Origin of the sequence: Candidatus Accumulibacter aalborgensis (assembly GCF_900089955.1) — a bacterium.
Taxonomy (GTDB): domain Bacteria; phylum Pseudomonadota; class Gammaproteobacteria; order Burkholderiales; family Rhodocyclaceae; genus Accumulibacter; species Accumulibacter aalborgensis.
In genome coordinates, this window is record NZ_FLQX01000102.1 from 77,556 (window position 1) to 95,390 (window position 17,835).

16 protein-coding genes are annotated in these 17,835 nt (G+C 63.7%); 4 read left to right on the forward strand and 12 right to left on the reverse strand.

All coding sequences use genetic code 11. The annotated features are described in order from the left end of the window. Position 1: 1 nt before the first annotated feature. Together ACCAA_RS08425 and ACCAA_RS08430 are read right to left on the reverse strand one after the other, a co-directional pair. Complete coding sequence (locus ACCAA_RS08425) at positions 2-1,459, reverse strand: toll/interleukin-1 receptor domain-containing protein (protein ID WP_186406795.1); 1,458 nt, start codon at positions 1,457-1,459, stop codon at positions 2-4. Positions 1,460-1,854: 395 nt separating this feature from the next. Next, positions 1,855-2,865 (reverse strand): AraC family transcriptional regulator, encoded by a 1,011-nt coding sequence (locus ACCAA_RS08430; RefSeq protein ID WP_186406796.1) that lies wholly within the window; start codon positions 2,863-2,865, stop codon positions 1,855-1,857. A gap of 158 nt (positions 2,866-3,023) precedes the next feature. Between ACCAA_RS08430 and ACCAA_RS08435 the strand changes: the two genes are divergently transcribed. From ACCAA_RS08435 to ACCAA_RS08450, 4 genes are all read left to right on the forward strand, one after another. Then, positions 3,024-4,388, forward strand: a complete 1,365-nt coding sequence (locus ACCAA_RS08435; protein ID WP_186406797.1) for a putative bifunctional diguanylate cyclase/phosphodiesterase — start codon at positions 3,024-3,026, stop codon at positions 4,386-4,388. After that, a complete protein-coding gene (locus tag ACCAA_RS08440) occupies positions 4,385-5,269 on the forward strand; it encodes an HDOD domain-containing protein (protein WP_186406798.1) in 885 nt (294 codons plus the stop codon). The genes ACCAA_RS08435 and ACCAA_RS08440 overlap by 4 nt, the downstream gene beginning before the upstream one ends. A gap of 271 nt (positions 5,270-5,540) precedes the next feature. After that, positions 5,541-7,484 (forward strand): acyl CoA:acetate/3-ketoacid CoA transferase, encoded by a 1,944-nt coding sequence (locus ACCAA_RS08445; RefSeq protein WP_186406799.1) that lies wholly within the window; start codon positions 5,541-5,543, stop codon positions 7,482-7,484. Positions 7,485-7,674: 190 nt separating this feature from the next. Beyond that, a complete protein-coding gene (locus ACCAA_RS08450) occupies positions 7,675-7,836 on the forward strand; it encodes a hypothetical protein (RefSeq protein ID WP_245754496.1) in 162 nt (53 codons plus the stop codon). Positions 7,837-7,987: 151 nt separating this feature from the next. Here ACCAA_RS08450 and ACCAA_RS08455 read toward each other — a convergent pair whose 3' ends face one another. The 10 genes from ACCAA_RS08455 to rsxC form a co-directional block, all read right to left on the reverse strand. Continuing rightward, positions 7,988-8,425, reverse strand: a complete 438-nt coding sequence (locus ACCAA_RS08455) for a DUF29 domain-containing protein (protein ID WP_186406800.1) — start codon at positions 8,423-8,425, stop codon at positions 7,988-7,990. A 934-nt stretch (positions 8,426-9,359) separates the two neighbouring features. Further along, positions 9,360-10,529 (reverse strand): vWA domain-containing protein, encoded by a 1,170-nt coding sequence (locus ACCAA_RS08465; RefSeq protein ID WP_186406801.1) that lies wholly within the window; start codon positions 10,527-10,529, stop codon positions 9,360-9,362. Between the two features lie 20 nt (positions 10,530-10,549). Continuing rightward, the gene (locus ACCAA_RS08470) at positions 10,550-11,392 is read right to left on the reverse strand and encodes an AAA family ATPase (protein WP_186406802.1); all 843 of its coding nucleotides are present in this window, start codon (positions 11,390-11,392) and stop codon (positions 10,550-10,552) included. Between the two features lie 67 nt (positions 11,393-11,459). Continuing rightward, positions 11,460-11,888: a DUF1841 family protein gene (locus ACCAA_RS08475; protein ID WP_186406803.1), complete on the reverse strand. Its 429-nt coding sequence runs from the start codon at positions 11,886-11,888 to the stop codon at positions 11,460-11,462. Next, a complete protein-coding gene (locus ACCAA_RS08480) occupies positions 11,869-12,987 on the reverse strand; it encodes an FIST C-terminal domain-containing protein (protein WP_186406804.1) in 1,119 nt (372 codons plus the stop codon). Before ACCAA_RS08480 ends, ACCAA_RS08475 begins: the two co-directional genes overlap by 20 nt. Further along, on the reverse strand, positions 12,984-13,640 hold the full coding sequence (gene nth / locus ACCAA_RS08485; RefSeq protein WP_186406844.1) for an endonuclease III: 657 nt from the start codon (positions 13,638-13,640) through the stop codon (positions 12,984-12,986). Before nth ends, ACCAA_RS08480 begins: the two co-directional genes overlap by 4 nt. Positions 13,641-13,662: 22 nt before the next feature. After that, positions 13,663-14,352 (reverse strand): electron transport complex subunit E, encoded by a 690-nt coding sequence (locus ACCAA_RS08490; RefSeq protein ID WP_186406845.1) that lies wholly within the window; start codon positions 14,350-14,352, stop codon positions 13,663-13,665. Positions 14,353-14,354: 2 nt separating this feature from the next. Then, positions 14,355-15,023 (reverse strand): electron transport complex subunit RsxG, encoded by a 669-nt coding sequence (gene rsxG, locus ACCAA_RS08495; protein ID WP_186406805.1) that lies wholly within the window; start codon positions 15,021-15,023, stop codon positions 14,355-14,357. Beyond that, on the reverse strand, positions 15,020-16,051 hold the full coding sequence (locus tag ACCAA_RS08500) for an RnfABCDGE type electron transport complex subunit D (RefSeq protein ID WP_186406806.1): 1,032 nt from the start codon (positions 16,049-16,051) through the stop codon (positions 15,020-15,022). Before ACCAA_RS08500 ends, rsxG begins: the two co-directional genes overlap by 4 nt. Then, positions 16,048-17,802 carry an electron transport complex subunit RsxC gene (rsxC, locus tag ACCAA_RS08505; RefSeq protein ID WP_186406807.1) on the reverse strand — a complete coding sequence of 585 codons (1,755 nt, stop codon included), beginning with the start codon at positions 17,800-17,802 and terminating at the stop codon, positions 16,048-16,050. The genes ACCAA_RS08500 and rsxC overlap by 4 nt, the downstream gene beginning before the upstream one ends. Between the last annotated feature and the right edge of the window lie 33 nt (positions 17,803-17,835).

The following is a 17,835-nucleotide window of genomic DNA, read 5'->3' on the forward strand; positions in this document are numbered from 1 at the left end:
TCTACAGTTGGCCGAGGAAGTCGCCGAGGCCACGCTCGTCGACGGCCACCACGTCGTCTGACTCGATGCCGAACTCGCTGGCCACGGTGCCCTGTTCGAGGTACACGCCCCAGCGCTCGACTTCGAGGCTGTTTTCGGCGACCTGGTTCAGGAAGTAGACGAGTCGGTTGTAGGCGGTGGCGTACTTGCTGCGGTCGGCGTAGATGGTGAGGCCGGCACGGCACAGCCGCAGCACTTCCTTGACATCGACGCCGTTGTTGCCCAAGGGTGCGCTCGGCGGCAGGGCGCGCACTTCGAAGTGCTGCTCGCGAATGATGGCGCGCAGCCGGTTACTCAGATCCGGCACACTGGCCAGGTCGTCGACAAAGATCAGCTTGCGGTGCGCCCTGGCCACGGCGGGCCCCGCTTGCGCAGCGGCCGCGACGCGTTCGCGCCGTGCTCTTTCGGCGCGAACGCGGTCTACCACTTCGCTCTTGAAACCCGCCAGGTGGGTGACGCGCAGGAATTCGGTGTCGAACAACCTGGCGTGCTCCGGGTCATCGATCTGACCCTCGACGGGCAACTGCTCGCACCATTGCATGATCGGCAGCCGCGCCTGCTGGGCGCGCTGAAACTGAAGCTGCGGCAGCGGCGCCGCAAAGCCTCTGCCCTTGCGACCGACGGTGGGCGAGAGCAGTTGGACGAACAGGTCGCAGCGTTCGAGGTCGGCGCTGATTGCCGTCTCGAACTCCTGCGCGGTCAACCCGATGTAGTCGCCCTCAGGCAGAACGACGATGCCTTCCGGCTCCAGCGCCAGCTTGACGGTCATGCGTTGCCGTTCAAGATCCTCGGTGGTATCGGCCAGCAACACCGTACCCAGTCGCGCGACGGCGGCCCTCGCCTCCACCCCCGCCGCGCGCAAGGCGCGCAGCCGGCTGTCGATCGCCACCCGCAGTTCGTTGAGAACGCTCCAGTAGTAGGCCGCGCCCTCCGGGCCACTGTCCTTCGGACTCGGGTAACCGGATAGCACTGGTGACGCGGCATTGGCCGGCTGATACCAGAATTTTGCATGAATCAGCCGCTTGCGCAGCGCCTGGATGATCGGCGGAACGGAGGTGAGGCGTTCGAAGGGAAAAATCTCGACGACGTAGACGTCCGCGGGTTTCTCGGGGTCGTCGGCATGGGTGCGGACGAAGTGCTCGAGTTCCTTGCCGCACCATTGCGAATCGACATAGTTCTGCGACAGCAAGAGGACCAGCAACCGGCTTTGCCCTACCCTGACCAGCAAGTCGTCACTGAACTGGTCGCCCGGCTTGAGCTGATGGTCGATGAAGATACACTTCTTGAAGACGTTGGGTCCTTCATTGAGATTGGCCGCCAGCGCGGTCACCCAGCCCATCGGGCTCGACGTCCCGAGGGCGATGCCGTTGTCGGCATGGGCATAGCTGATGAAGACGTCATCCGGTTCAGCAGAGTCCATGGGTCCCTCGTGGGGGCTGAATGTCTTGGCCTATAGAGCAGCGCGCTGCCCGATCGGCCTCTCGGAATCCTGGGTGCGAATGATCCCGTCTTGCGGACCACGCGTTCTGTGGTGATCACTGGACCCCGATCGGGTGCCGGCGAGCGACCGGCATTCTTTCCGGACCGGTGCTGCGATCGGACGCCCCGGTCGTAACCCCCCGGCACGGGGGAGTCTCAATAATATCAGACAGACGCGGCTGCCGTACGACTTTGGGCAGTTCGTCAGGGCGCAGCGAGAAGGGGCAGAATCAACGACCAGGGGACCGCCCGAGGTTCGCTCGGCAACACCTTGAGCAGACCCCTCTGAACGCCCGCTAGCATGCCTGCGCGCCGGCGTGGTTGCCTGCCGCCGCTCTACACGGCCGGGCTGTAGCGATAGGTGGTCGGTGACATGCCGCTCCAGCGCCTGAAGGCCCGGGTAAAGGCGCTTTGCTCGGAAAAACCGAGCAAGAAGGTGACTTCGGTCACCGATTTGCCGGGATCGTCGAGATAGCGACGAGCGAGTTCGTGGCGCGTTTCGTCGCACAGGCTCTGGTAGGTCAGGCCCAGTTCGCCCAGTTTGCGCTGCAGGGTACGCTGGCTCATGCCAAGGGCGGTGCACGTCTCTTGCGCCGACGGCGGCCCCGACGTCAGTTGTCGCAACAGGTGCGTCTTGCAGCGACTGACGATGTCGTCGTCGAAAAGATGGGCCAGTTGCTCGGTAAGGATTTTGTCGAAGGTGTTGGCCAGTGGAATGTTGGCCGTCGGCAGCGGCGCATCGACGGTGTCGCGGTCGAGCAGGAAACTGTCCTCGACCGCGCCGAACTCCACAGCGCAGCCAAACAATCTCAGCCAGGGTTGCGGGTCGGCCGGTTCCGGCCGGCGCAGCCGAAGGGCAAGGAAATTCAGTTGGCTGCCAAAATTCGTTCGGCACATGTTGAGCAGCATGGACAGCGTGAAATCGGTGATCAAATGAGCAATCGGCCCATCGTCGCGCCCGTGGTCGAAGACGACGTGCAGACCGGCCGGCTTGTCGACACAGCAATAGCTGGCGCGGTTGCCGACGATGCGGGCGAAACGCTCCAGCCGCTTCAGCCCGGTATGCAGTGTTCGGCTGGACAGCCAGGCGTAACCCATTGTCCCGAGGTTGGAGGGGTGCCAGCATTCGCCGGCGCGCAAAGCGAATGCCGGATCGGGAATCTGCGCCGCGGCCTTGGAAAAGGCGATATCAGCCAATCGGCTGGGCAGGCGCGCCCGGATATCGCGCAGCGCTTCCGGCCGCACACCGACTTCCTGCAAGAAGCGCTGCGGGTCGATGCCGTGCAGTTCGACGAGACGTAACAGGATCAGCCAGACGCTGGCCAGCGTACTCTCCGTTTTCAGCATGGCATGAGGCTCCCCGAGGGCTTGTATTGCGTGCTGGCACGAATGGTCATGCGGAAGGCGCGTCGGGTCAAGTGTTTTTCGGCGCTGCTGCGTAAGCTGCCTTACTCAAGCCAGCCGATCAGGGCAACCGGAATTCGCCATCATCAGGAAGCTGCGCCATGAGCGACCAGCACGACCCTCGGTCAGAAGAACGCCCCGCCCGGTACTTCGAAACGATCTCTGCCGCGAATCATCTGCTCGATCCCATCACCGGCTTCCTCAACCGGACGGCTGGTCTGCAGGCGGCCGTCGTGCTGGTGGCCGGGGCCAGCGCCCGAGGGGCACCCGTGGGCGCCATCTGGCTGGATATTGACCGCTTTCGGCAGGTAAATGAATCATTCGGACATGCGGCTGGAGATGGTTTCATCGCCCGCATTGCCGAACGTATCCGTTCAGTCGTTCGCCTTCAGTGCGAGTTTTCGCGCATGGGCAGTGACGAATTCGTCTTGCTGCTTCCCGACCTTGACCGGGCCGCTGCCGCACAGCTTGCTCGCCAGTTACTGGTCGAGGTCCGGCAGCCCTTGCAGGTCGACCAACTCCTGATCTATCCGTCGGCGAGCATCGGCATGGCCATCAACCAGGTCGGCGAAGACGCGCTAGCTTGGCTCGAACGCGCCGATCGCGCGATGATCGGCGCCAAGCGTCAAGGCGGCAATCGTCTGGTGATTTCGGGCGACGAACTGCTGACCCGGCGCCTTGGCGTGCAACTGGCGCGCGAGGAGCTGTTGATCGAGAGCGCACTGCATGCTGCCCTGGAGTGCGGGTGCCTGGACCTCCACTTCCAGCCGATCATCGGACTGGATGGCCGGGTCGAGGCGGTCGAGGCGCTCATGCGCTGTAACTTCAAGGGGCAGCAGATCGCCCCGGACCGCTTTATTCCCGTCGCTGAAAAGACCGGACTCATCGTTCGTCTCGGTGAATGGAGCCTGCTCCAGGGCGCCCGCTGCGCGGCCCGTCTACGCCTGCAGGGGACGCCGACCAAAATGGCGATCAATGTTTCGCGTGCGCAACTGGTTTCGCCAAAGTTCATGCCGGCCCTGCACGGCGCTTTGGTTTGTGTCGATGTGCCAGCGGAGCTCATTGAACTTGAACTGACCGAGTCCCTGTTCATGGATCTTTCGCCAACCGTCCAGGCCAATCTGCGTCGTGCGCGCGAAGTCGGCGTCGGGCTGGCGATCGACGACTTTGGCACCGGCTACTCCTGCCTGGCCAATCTGAAAGACCTGTCGGCTACCAAACTGAAGCTGGACAGGTCCTTTGTCGGCGTTTTGCCGGAAGACCGGCGCTCCTTTGCCGTCGTCAAGGCGATGACGCGCCTGGGCCGGGAATTGGGCATGACGGTGGTCGCGGAGGGGGTGGAAACCCGCGAGCAATTGCTTGCACTGGCCGAAGCGGGCGTCGATGCGAGTCAGGGTTTCTATCACGCCCGACCGATGCCCGAACCGGCGTTGCTGGCATGGATGAAGCAGAGAGTAGAAAAATGACTGAAATGACCGACGAGACCCTGAACGAGCAGCCGGCCGTGGACCGGGTTCTGGAACAGGCGCTAAAGGATCTGGAGATCCCGCCGCGCCCGCTGATCATCGACCGCATCAAGGCCGAGATGAACAGCGACACGCCGAATCTCAAGCGCGTCGGCCAGTTGATCAGCGTCGATGTCAGCCTGGCGGCCGGCCTGATCAAGACCGTAAATTCTCCTTACTTCGGTCTTCGCAACCGGGCTCGTTCTGTGCACGATGCGCTGTTGCTGCTGGGTCTCGACGTCACCTGCCGGGCAGTCGCCGCCATCAGCCTGCGTCAGGCTTTCCCGAACAACGGCCAACTCGATCGTTTCTGGGGCGCTTCGGCGCAGATTGCTGCACTCTCCGGCTGGCTCGCGCAGCAGTCACAAACCCCTCGCCTGCGTGCCGACGACGCCTATACCTATGGCTTGTTTCGCGACTGCGGAATTGCCATGCTGCTGCTGCGCTTTCCGGTCTACCGACAAACGCTGGAGCGGGCCAATGCCGATAGCGAACTCGCGTTTACCACGGTCGAACAACAGGATTTCCCGACCGATCACGCCACGATCGGCTGCATGCTGGCGCAAAACCGGTGGTTGCCCGAAGAAATCTGCCTGGCGATCCGCCACCACCATGACCAGTCGGCAATCGACCTCTTCGACTCCGGGTTACCGGCGGCCAGCCGCCACCTGGTAGCCATCAGCCAAACGGCCGAGCACATCGTCCAGAAGCTTACCGGCGGCAGTCGCACGGAAGAATGGACAAAGCTCGGCAGTTCGTGCTTGCGCCTGCTCAAACTCGGCGAGGCAGACCTGCGCGAGCTCTACTGCGGGGCGAAGGAGGTGCTCAGAACGGTGGATTGAGGGGCACCAGCCTTGACATCACGCGTGCGCGCCTGCCAGGCCCCAGGCGTGGTTCGGGGGGGGCAGCCAACGGCCGGGGCGGTAGGGCACGATCCGATGCGCCTTGTTGACCACCTTTCCGGGTCCAAATCCGGGATTGACGGCGCTTGATGAGGCATGTACGGTGTCGTAAGTGGCGCTGGATTTCCTGTCCCTGGCTACCGCCGCGATGAGGCTGTCGCCAGTGGGCCCTTGGCCCTGAAATCAGGAATGTGATCGGGAGTGAACCACCATGCGCAGCAAGATCGTTACCGCCGACGAAGCGATCGCCCTGATCCGGGACGGCGATACGCTGGCCAGTACCGGCTTCGTCCAGACCGGCTTCGCCGAGGCCCTGCTGTCGGCGCTGGAGCGCCGCTTCCTGGCCACCGGCAGCCCAAAGAACCTGGCCTTGTTCGCCGCTGCCGGTCAGGGCGACGGCAAGACCCTGGGACTCAATCACCTGGGCCACGAAGGCTTGCTTCACCGGGTCGTGGCGGGCCACTGGGGACGCATGCCGAAGGTGGCGCAACTGGCCCTCGACAACCGCATCCAGGCGTATAACCTGCCCCAGGGAATCATCTGCCAGTTGTTCCGGGATCTGGCCGCCGGCAAGCCGGGTTCCTTCTCCAAGGTGGGGCTCCACACTTTCGTCGACCCGCGCTACGGCGGTGGCCGAATCAATGCCGACACCACCAAGGACATCGTCAATCTGGTCGAAGTCGATGGCGAGGAGTGGCTGTTCTACAAGGTCGGTACGGTCAACGTCGCCTTCGTGCGCGGCACCACCGCCGATACTTTTGGCAACATCACGATGGAGAGGGAAGCGCTGACCCTCAACAACCTCACCATGGCCATGGCCGCCAAGAACAGTAACGGGATTGTGATTGCCCAGGTCGAACGGATCGCCGAGCGCAGCGGGCTTCCTCCGCGGCAGGTCAAAATTCCCGGCATTCTCGTCGATTGCGTGGTGGTCGCCGAACCGCTCCAGCACATGCAGACGCTGGCGACCCCGTACAGCGCCGCCTATGCCGGCGAGTTCCGGGTTCCCCACCCCAGCCTGGTATCGACACCGCTGACCGAGCGCAAGATCATCGCTCGGCGCGCGGCTTTCGAATTGCCACCTAACGGGATCATCAATCTGGGGGTCGGGATGCCCGAAGGGGTGGCGGCGGTCGCTCAGGAGGAGCGGATCTCGCACTTGCTGACGCTGACCGTGGAATCCGGTCTGATCGGCGGGATTCCCTCGAGCGGGGGCAACTTCGGGACCGGCGTGAACATGGACGCGGTGATCGACGAGAATCAGCAGTTCGATTTCTACGACGGCGGCGGCCTCGACATGGCGTGTCTCGGCATGGCCGAGTGCGATGCCGCCGGCAACGTCAACGTCAGCCGCTTCGGCGGCCGGCTGACCGGCGCTGGCGGCTTCATCAACATCAGCCAGAACGCCCGTCTGGTGGTCTTCGTCGGCACCTTTACCGGCAGCGGTCTCAAGGTCGAGGTCAATGACGGCAAGCTGCGCATTGTCCAGGAGGGAAGCCAGCGGAAGTTCCTTAAGCAGGTCGAGCAAATCACCTTCAATGGCCAGTACGCCTACGATCGTGGCAAGCCGGTCTATTACGTTACCGAACGCTGCGTGTTTCGTCGGGTCCGGCGAGGTCTGGCGCTGATCGAGGTGGCGCCCGGCATCGACGTCAACCGGGATATTCTGCCGTACATGGACTTCGCGCCTATCATTGGTGAATATGGCGAGATGGATGCGCGCATCTTCAATGCCAACCCGATGGGACTGGAGTCTGAACTGCTCAACCTGTCCTTGCCGGAAAGGGTCATTTACGATCCGGAGCGCAACATCCTGTTCCTCAATTTCGAGGGCATGCATGTCCGGGTGGTCGAGGACGTGAAAGCGATCTGGGATATTTGCGAGTTGCGCTGCCGGGCGGCCGGCAAGCGGGTCGGTGTGATCATCAACTACGACCGCTTTCGCATCAACCAGGACATGTACGACGCCTATGCCGAAATGGACCGCTACTTCCTGGCTAATTATTTCAGTCAGATCACCCGCTACGCCACCAGTGCGTTCCTGCGTGCCAAGCTCGGTGAAGCCTTCTCCGCACGCAGCATCGCGCCGCACGTCTTCGAGCGCCGGGAGGAAGCGCAGGCGTTCCTGGCCGGGCGCACCAGCGACCGGACCTGACGCCGGCCGCTGCGCTGCGGACGCCGCCTCGAAGCAGCGGGCCAGCAGCGGCGATCACGTCGACCAGGCAAGCGGAAGCGAAGTGGCCCTGAAAATTCAAAGAGCGGGATGATAGAAGCTGGAAGCCGCAGGGGCCTCGCCACAACTTGCCGAAGCCTTGGCCGAGGCGCAGCCGGAAGTGTTTGCTGACGTGCTTGACACGTCTCTGGCGACCAAGTCGGACATCGTGCGACTGGAAAATCGAATCGAGCGCCTCGAGATGAAGGTCGAAAGCAAGTTTTCACTGTTACAGTGGATGATCGCCGTCCTGATCGCTCTGGCCGTTGCCAACTTCGCCAAGCAATTCTTCTGAGCCTTCAATGAGAGGAAAAAGTGTCTTTCCTTTTGCTTTGGCGTGCGCTTCGCCAGTGATTTGCACAGTTTTTTTGGGTTATGGGAAAAAGGAAAGACCTGCTCCCGCTCTTGCGCTCCCTTGACCCACGCCCCTCGCTTGACCCTCGCCGCTAGGCGTCCGGAAGCCAGCCGTCCTTGAGGACTTCACCTTCAATCGACCAGGGACAGGCATCTGGAAAGCAGTCCAGACCGGTTTCTGTAATGACCTGGGCTACCCCATTGGACCAGAAGCGATCAATCCACATCGGGTCGCGAAGTCTGCCGGCCAGACTTGGAGCATCTTTGAGAAACCAGAAGATTTCCTTCCGCTGGATGCGAATGGTGCTTTCCCAACTCGACCCCCTCCGACCGGGCTGACACTGCCACTTCAGCAGATGAGCCACAAGCACAGCCATCCGGCTCGCCAGTTCGCGCTGTTCGCTCTTGCCCACGTCCTCGATCTCCTCCGCAATGTGTTCTCGGTCGAGCAGATCGAAACGCCCGGCACGAATGAACTCGGCCTGCTCGTTGGCCCATGCGACTACGTCTGCTTCGTAACTGGTGCTCATGCCACTCACTCTCCATTTCTTTCTTGGTGTCTAATTTCCCATCTTGCCGAAAAAACGACTTGACCTCAAGCATGCGTTGTGCAGTGGTTTCTTGTCTGGCAGGATGCAGGGCATGAGTACCGTGACGTTCGACACCCCCAAGTTTTCCGACACGCTCAAAGCGGCCGGTGTTCCTGGCCCCGCTTGTCGACTTGCGCTGGGGTAAGCCGGTCCCAACGCGCGATCCGGGCCTTGATCGACTCCCGGAAACCAGCGCGTGCGCCTACTGAGCGTCAGACAGGTCGTCGAGATCCTCGGCATTGCTTCCTGACCGCTGAATGCTTGATTGCACGCCCTGAGCCCGCGGGTTTGAACTTTGTGCGGGAAAAAAATCGGACAGGCCACCAGAAACGTGGTCTGTCCCCGTTTACCCCTCTACTCGCTGAGTGCATTGCCGCAGCTTCGCTTGACGACTCTCAACTTCAGCATTATGGAGCAGCCACCCCAACCCCCTGGGGGCCATCCCGGCGCCGACGATTTTTTCCGGCAGGTGCATCCTGTGAGCCCGACCACGGATACACTGGTGCACACGACATACCCCCCGCGCCATGAGGGACAGACCCCGATTCCCGCCAAAAACGTGGTCCCTCCCCGTTTACCGCGCGCTATTCTTCAATGCACTGCAGCCCACAGTGCCAGCATTGCCGCAAGGCACGACGCCACCACATTCAAAGGGCCGATCCGTCGAGCATTACCCATCGCGCCAGCGACCGGTCCCAGAGCCGCGTCGATTTCGGCACGCGCGCGGGTCTGCGCCCAACCCACGCGGCAAGTCGTTGCGTAGGTCGTATTCTTGACCGACCGCCTGGGCGGAATCGCCGCCAGCCCTCCATCAGCGCCAAAGCATTCAGTAGGTCATGGGAGGGTCGCGCAGAGCGCGCGACCCTCCCATGACCTACTTGCTCAACAGCCTCATCCCCCTCTCCAACCCATCCAGAGTCAGCGGAAACATTCGCCCGCCCATCAGGTTGTAGACCAGCGAAGTCGACTGCCGGTATTGCCAGGCGTGTTCCGACTCGGGGTTGAGCCAGATGGCGTGCGGCCAGGTCTCGGTCAGCCGGCGCAGCCAGGTTGCGCCGGGTTCGGCGTTGTTGTATTCGATGCTGCCGTTGGGCTGCACGAGTTCGTAGGGACTCATCGCCGCGTCGCCGACGAAGATCAGCTTGTAGTCGTTGCCGTACTTGTGCATCACGTCGTGCGTCGGCACGCGCTCGCTGTGCCGGCGGCGGTTGTCCTGCCACAGGTAGTCATAGACGCAGTTGTGGAAGTAATAGTATTCGAGATGCTTGAACTCGGTGTGGCAGGCCGAGAAGAGTTCTTCACAGACGCGGATGTGATCGTCCATCGAACCGCCGATGTCCAGGAAGAGCAGCACCTTGACGGCGTTGTGGCGTTCGGGCCGCAGTTTGAGATCGAGCCAGCCGGCGTTGCGCGCCGTGCCGGCGATCGTGCCTTCGAGATCGAGTTCTTCCGGCGCGCCCTGACGGGCGAAGCGGCGCAGGCGGCGCAGTGCGAGCTTGATGTTGCGCGTGCCGAGTTCGACGTTGTCGTCGAGGTTCTTGTACTCGCGCTTTTCCCATACCTTGACTGCCGAGCGGTTTTCGCTCTTGCCGCCGACGCGGATTCCCTCGGGATGCGTGCCGCCGTGGCCGAAGGGCGAACTGCCGCCGGTACCGATCCACTTGCTGCCGCCCGAGTGACGCTCCTTCTGTTCGGCCAGGCGCTGTTTGAAGGTTTCCATCAGCTTGTCCCAACCCAGTTTTTCGAGCTTGGCGCGCTCGGCGTCGGTCAGGTGTTTCTTCACCGCCTGTTTCAGCCACTCCTCGGGGATCATCACGTCCATCCCCGGCAGCGCTTCGACGCCCTTGAAGTACTCGCCGAAGGCGCGGTCGAACTTGTCGAAGTTCGTCTCATCCTTGACCAGCATGGCGCGCGAGAGGACGTAGAAATCGTCGATGCTGTGTTCGATGACGTGCTGCTGCAGTGCTTCGAGCAGGTAAAGGAACTCCTTGATCGAAACCGGCAGGCGGTTCGCCTTGAGGTGCAGGAAGAAGTCGATCAGCATCGCCGGCTGCGTTCAGGCTCTCAGCGGTTGTGGCGCGCCATGAAGATCAGGCGTTCGAAGAGGTGTACGTCCTGCTCGTTCTTGAGCAGCGCTCCGTGCAGCGGCGGGATGGCCGTCTTCTGGTCCTTGCTGCGCAGCGCTTCGGGCGGGATGTCCTCGGCCAGCAGGAGCTTGAGCCAGTCGAGCAACTCCGAGGTCGAAGGCTTCTTCTTCAGGCCGGGGATTTCACGCAACTCGAAGAACACTTCCAGCGCCTCGCGCAACAGCGCCGGCTTCAGTCCGGGGAAATGGACGTCGACGATGCGCGTCATCGTCTCCTTGTCGGGGAACTTGATGTAGTGGAAAAAACAGCGTCGCAGGAAGGCGTCGGGAAGTTCCTTCTCGTTGTTCGAGGTGATGAAGACCGCCGGACGGTGGCGGGTGCGAACCTGCTGGCGGGTTTCGTAGACGAAGAACTCCATGCGATCGAGTTCGCGCAAGAGGTCGTTCGGGAATTCAATGTCGGCCTTGTCGATTTCGTCGATCAGGACGACCGACGGCGTCTCGCATTCAAAGGCCTGCCATAGTACGCCCTTGACGATGTAGCTGCCGATGTCGGCGACCTTGGCCTCGCCGAGCTGTGAGTCGCGCAGGCGAGAGACTGCGTCGTATTCGTAGAGCCCCTGCTGGGCCTTGGTCGTCGACTTGATGTGCCACTGGAAAAGCGGCAACCCAAGGGCTGCCGCCACTTCCTCGGCGAGCATCGTCTTGCCGGTACCCGGCTCGCCCTTGATCAGCAGCGGCCGCTGCAGGGTGATCGCGGCGTTGACCGCCAGCGTCAGGTCGCGGGTGGTGACGTAGGTCTCGGAACCGGCAAAGCGCATGATCGTGCTCCTCTCGAAAACGCTTCGATTCTACGCGCAAAGTTTGCGGCAAGGGTCAGCAGCGGCGTCAGACGCCCGCCGCCCGCCGAACGCAGTCGAGGTAAGCCGCGCCATCCATCTCCCCACCGTGACGCTGGGCACGCCAGATCGTTTCGCCGAGACACTCGAGGATCGCGTGCTCCGCCTCATGGACGTCGAGACGCGTGCGCAGCGCCTGGTAGGCGGCGCGGATTCCGGGCGGCTGGTCGATGCTGATCTGCTCGGCAACCGCCAGATGCAGCGACAGATGGAGAAAAGGGTTCATCTGGCCGGTCTCGGGAGTGAACTCCTGCTCCAGCGCGAGGGCGGGGTTCTCGAGCAGAGCGTGGTACTCGGGATGATGCGCGATCAGGTCGGCTGCGGTGACTTCGGCGCCTTCGAGGATCGAACGCTGGCGATGCTTGCGCCAGGCCTCGCAGAAGAACTGTCGGACCTGTTCACGGCTTGGATTGAACATCGAATCTCCGTGCGACGTGGCTGATCAAGGCAGTGACGACGGCATTCTGCAGCATGCCGCGCGCCGGGCTGGGTGCGATCTGCCCGGTGCCATAGGTGCCGATCAGCGGCAGCCCCGGAAAGCGCTCGCGCAGGCAGTCGATGTCGCGGTCTTCGCCGTCATGGAAATAGGGGCCGCGACCGATGCACGAAAAGGCCACTGCGCCGACCGGGTGGCGAGCGACGACCGCCAGGCGGGCGACGCTTCGGCGCATGTCTTCCGCGGCCGCTTCCGGCAGACGTATTGCCCACGCCAGGCGCTGCCCGGGAAGCATGCGCTCGGCCAGGGTCAGCGAACCCTGCTGGCTGCTGGCAATGATCGCGATCAGGTGATGAGCGCCGTCCGCACAGGAGAACTGCCCCTGCGTCTCGCTGCTCGCACCGTCGTCGATCAGGACTGCGCACAGCGAGGTCATCGGCGGTGACCCATCGTGGCCGTCTTCGCGCACGGCGGCCAGCAGGCTGTCGAGGGCTGTATGCCCGCCCAGCCGGAGCAGTTCGTAAGCTCGGCTGCTGTCAACCGGCTGCGCATCGCCCAGCAATCGCCAGCCTGTCGAGACACCGACCTCGACGTGCGCACCGAGCAGTTGCACGCTGCACTGGTCAGTCAGTCGACTCTGCTGCCAGGCGACTGGATCAACGCGCCCGGCGTGGCCTGCGAAACTGCCTCCGAAGCGCTTCTGGCCGACGTCGCTCCAGCCCTGCGGCAGGGTGCTGCCGGCATAGCTCAGGAGAGGCTCACCGCTCAGGGCAAGGGTCTCCGGGTGGCCCAGCGAGATACCGCCGGTAAAGACCATGACCGCGGCTGCCGGCCGGTCGAGCACCCAGCCGCTGTCGGTAAAAACGCCGGCGGCGATGCCGCCGGCGACCTGAGTGCAGCGGGCCGCACGCGCCACGGCGGTGACGGCCTGCTGCGCGTGGCGTGAGAACTCGGCCGTGAGGAAGAGCAGGACGCCATTGGCCTGCTGCTCGCCGGCCTTTTCGAGCGCCAGCCTGAGCGCTTGCTCGGCCAGTTGGGGCAGGGGGTCGTTACCGGCGACCAGCGCACTGGCGACGCTCATCGCTCAGGCACCGCGTACGGATCGACAGTCTTCTCCGGCCAGGCACAGAGGTCGGCAATCGCGCAGCGCCAGCAGTCAGGCCGCCGCGCCTTGCAGACGTAGCGCCCGTGCAGGATCAGCCAGTGGTGTGCCGATAACTTGAACTCCTCCGGAACGACCTTCAGCAGCTCGCGTTCGACGGCCAGCGGCGTCTTGCCGGCGGCCAGCCCGGTGCGGTTGGCGACGCGAAAAATGTGCGTGTCGACGGCGATCGTCGCTTCGCCAAAAGCGGTGTTGAGGACCACGTTGGCGGTCTTGCGGCCGACCCCTGGCAGCGCTTCGAGCGCCGCTCGCGACGGCGGAACCTCGCCGCCATGGAGATCGAGCAATTGCCGACAGGTGGCGATGATGTTCCTGGCCTTGGTCTGGTGCAGACCGATGCGGTTGATGTAGCCGGCCAGGCCATCCTCACCGAGCGCCAGGATCGCCTGTGCTGTGGGCGCGTCGGCAAAGAGCTTGCCAGTCGCCAGGTTGACGCTCTTGTCAGTCGCCTGCGCCGACAGGATGACGGCGATCAGCAACTGAAAGTTCGTCGCGTAGGCGAGCTCGGTGGCCGGTTCCGGGTTGGCAGAGCGCAGGCGGACAAAGACTTCATGACGCTGGGCGCTGTTCATGCCGGCAGTAGCCGTGATGCTCTCAGGCGCCATCGGTGACCGCCGCCGACGGCATCGGAGGCCGCCCCGGACTGCGCGCCGCGGCGCGCGCTTCGACCCAGTTCTTCCAGGCGATCAGACAGCCGAGGAGAATGAATGCACCGGGCGGCAGGATGGCGAGCAGGAAACCGGGATAGTCGGCCGGCAGCAACTGCAGCTGCTGCAGCGCCGGAAAGACCATGTCGATGCCGGAGAACAGCGTGCCGCCGCCGATCAGTTCGCGCAGCCCGCCGAGCAAGGCGAGCGTCCACAGCATGCCGACGCCCATGAAGACGCCATCGAGCGTCGATTGCAGCAGCGGATTCTTGTTGGCGAAGGCCTCGACGCGCGCCAGCACGATGCAGTTGGTGACGATCAGCGGGATGAAGATACCGAGCACCAGGTAGAGGTCGTGAAACTGCGCGTTGAAGATCAGATCGACGACGGTGACCAGCGCGGCGACGATCAGAATGAACACCGGGATGCGGATCTCGTGCGGGATCAGGTTGCGCAGCGACGAGACGGCGGCATTCGAGATGGCCATGACGATGATCGTCGCCAGCGAGAGCATGACCCCATTGACCAGATTGGTGGTCACGGCCAGGAGCGGGCACAGTCCGAGGATCTGCACCAGGCTGGTGTTCTGGTGCCAGACACCGTTGTCCCTGATCTGGCGGAATTCGTCACGGATCATCATCAGCGTTCTCCCTGGCTGGTTGCGAACAGTTGCTGGCGATTCTCTGCGACGTAGCGCAGCGCCTTATGCACCGCCTTGATCACGGCTCGCGGCGTCACCGTTGCGCCGGCAACGGAGTCGAAGCGGCCGCCGTCTTTCCTGACCCGCCAGTCGCGAACGGCGACCGTCGCCAGCGACAGACCGTCGAATTGCCTGATCCACGGGTGCTCCTTGTTCTTGTCCTTGCGCGGCTCGACGTAGTCGCCAAGACCGGGCGTCTCCTTGTGCTGCGCAACCCGGACGCCGAGCACGCTGCCATCGGCAGCAACGGCAATCAGCAGGCGAATCTTGCCGGAATAACCATCCGGGGCCACCGCTTCGAAGACCAGCGCGCTTGTCTTGCCGCCCGTACGTGCCCGATAGGCCGTCGACGCCTCGTCGACTCCGAGCAGGGGGCTGGGGGCAAGCTGCAGGCTGTCTTGGAGAAGATCATTGTCGTACACCTCGCGCGGCAGCACTTCGCTGATCAGCTTCATTTTCTCGCTGGCCGCCGCCGCTTCGATCGCCGGCTGGGTCCACAGGAAAGCTGCAGCCAGCAGGCCGGTGAACACGACCACGAAGATCAGCAGGATGACCGCCGTGCGCAGCGCCATCCTGGCCGCAGTCGGCGTCTTGACCGTTGGCGTCATTTCTCGTTCTTCAGCCCGAAGATCGGCGGCTGCGAGTACATGTCGATCAGCGGCACACAGAGATTCAGCAACAGCACGGCGAAAGCGACACCATCGGGATAGCCGCCGAAGACGCGTATCGTGTACGCCAGCAATCCGGCCGAAAAGCCGAAGATCAGTTTGCCCTTCGGCGTCGTGCAACCGGACACCGGATCGGTGACGATGAAGAAGGCGCCGAGCAGGGTGCCTCCGGAGAAGAGATGGAATAGCGGACTGGCGAACTGCTGCGGCTGCCACAGCCAGAGCACTCCGGCCAGCAACGACAGGCCGGCGATGAAACCGAGCGGCGCGTGCCAGGCGATGATCCTGCGCTGCCACAGCCAGAGTCCGCCGAGCAGATAGCCGCTGGTGACCCACTCCCAGCCACGGCCGGCGAAGTGGCCGAACACCTCCTGCGTCGCCAGCAGCGTCGGTACGTCGAGCTCGCCGTCGCCAAGTTTCAGCGCCGTCTTGAGGGCGTCCAGCGGCGTCGCGCCGCTCATCACGTCGACTCGCGAGGCAAGTCCGGCAATGATCTGCAACTGCTCGCTCAGGGTCAGCGTCAGCGTGAGGCCTAGTGCCGGCCACTGCGACATCAAGGCGGGGAAGGAAACGATGCACGCGGCGAAAGCGACCATCGCCGGATTGAAAGGGTTCTGACCGAGTCCGCCGTACAAGTGTTTGGCCACCACGATGGCGAACAGCGTACCAACGACGATCAACCACCACGGCGCCATCGGTGGAAAGGCCAGCGCAATCAGCCAGGCGGTGACAATGGCGCTGCCATCGGTCAGGAAAAGCCCCCGCGGCTGACGGCGAACGCCGAGCATCAGCGCCTCGCCGGCGAGTGCGGCGAGCGTGGCGATGGCTAACTGCACCAGGATGATCGGACCGATCAGCCAGACATAGGCGGCGATGCCGGGCAAAAGGGCGGCCAGCACCTGGAGCATTACGCGGCGAACGCTGCTACGTTCGAGGAGCAGATAAGGCGGCGTCGTGAAGTCCGTCACGGCTGGTCTGGCTCCCCTTCGCGCACGACCACCGGCTGGGCCGGCGGCGCCGTTTCGGCGGGCGAGGCAGCCCTTCTCGCCTCAACGGCGGCGACCTCCTTCTGCTGCTCTGCGGTCAGTTGATCGGTATTCCTGGGTTGTACGGCCGCGCGTTGGGCACGCGCACGTTCCATCGCCGCGACGATGGTGGCCTTCTTGATCGCCTCAGCATCGAGCGCTGGCGCGGCAGCGACGGGATCCGCAGGCGACGCAGGCCGGCTCGGCGGAGCGTCGGCTCCGGCGGCGCCGGCTTCGGCCGCTGCCGCTTTCTTTTCCGCCGTCCGGGCGGCGGCGGCCTTGGCCAGGCGCTCGGCCTTCTCGGCCTTCTCGCGCTCGTCGCGCGCGTTACGCAGCTCGAAGCGAGCCTTGGCAGCGTCGGCTGCGTTCTTCTCGCGCTCGCGGGCCCAGATTTCGCTCTTGGCGAAGCGGAAGTATTGCACCAGAGGGATGTGCGAAGGACAGACGTAGCTGCAGCAGCCACATTCGATGCAGTCGAAAATGTGGTACTCCTGCGTCTTGCCGAAGTTCCTGGCGCGCGAGAACCAGTACAGCTCAAACGGTTGCAACTCGTGCGGACACGCGTCGGCGCAGGCGCCGCAACGGATGCACGGCATCTCGGGCGGGCTGGGCGGGAACAAGGCCGGCGAACCGGCGATCAGGCAGTTGGTCGCCTTGACCACCGGCGCGTCCAGGCTGGGCACCTCGAAGCCCATCATCGGCCCGCCCATCAGGTAATTGCTGGTATCGGCCTTCGGCTGCCCGAGCGCGGCGAAATCGCGCAGCGGGGTGCCAAGACGCACCTCCCAGTTGCGCGGCTGCAGGACATTGCCGGTCAGCGTGACGATGCGCGAGATCACCGGCTCGCCATGCGCCAGGGCTCGATAGGCCGTGTACACGGTGGCGACATTGAAGCACTGCACGCCGAGTTCGGTCGACCGTTTGCTCGCCGGGACTTCCTTGCCGGTCAGCACGCGGATCAACTGCTTGGCGCCGCCGGCCGGATAGCGCGTGGGAACGGCGACGACCTCGTAGTCCACGGCCAGTCGACGCACCGCCTCCTGCATCGCCGCGACGGCCTCGGGCTTGTTGTCCTCGATGCCGATCAGCACCCGCCGGGCACCAAGCAGGTCACGGAAAATGGTGCTGCCGCGGACGATCTCTTCGGCGCGCTCGCGCATCAAGAGGTCGTCGCAGGTCATGAACGGCTCGCACTCGGCACCGTTGATGACCAGTTCGTCCATGGCCACCGCCTTGGCAGCGGTGAGCTTGGCGTGACTCGGAAAAACGGCGCCGCCAAGGCCGACGACGCCGGCATCGCGCAGGATTTCACGCACGCGCTCGGGCGCCAGACTCCGGTGATCGACCGGCGTACGGGTCATCCACTGGTCACGGCCGTCGGCTTCGATGACCACCGTGAGCGTCGGCAGGCCGGAAGGATGGGCGGCGACGTGCTTCTCGATGGCCAGGACCACGCCCGAAGTCGGCGCGTGCACGGCCGCCGACACCCAGCCGTCGGCGCCACCGATCAACTGTCCCTTGAGCACCTGCTCGCCGACCTCGACGAGCGGGTTGGGAACGCCTCCGATATTCTGATGCAGGGGAACGAACAGCCGCGACGGCACCGGCGCCAGGCCGATCGGCGCCTGCACCGAAGGCGCCTTGTACGTCTGCGGCTTGACGCCACCCTTGAAGTTGAACAGTCGCCGCAGCATGGCTGTCGTTACGTTGAAAGTCGCGTCAGCGAC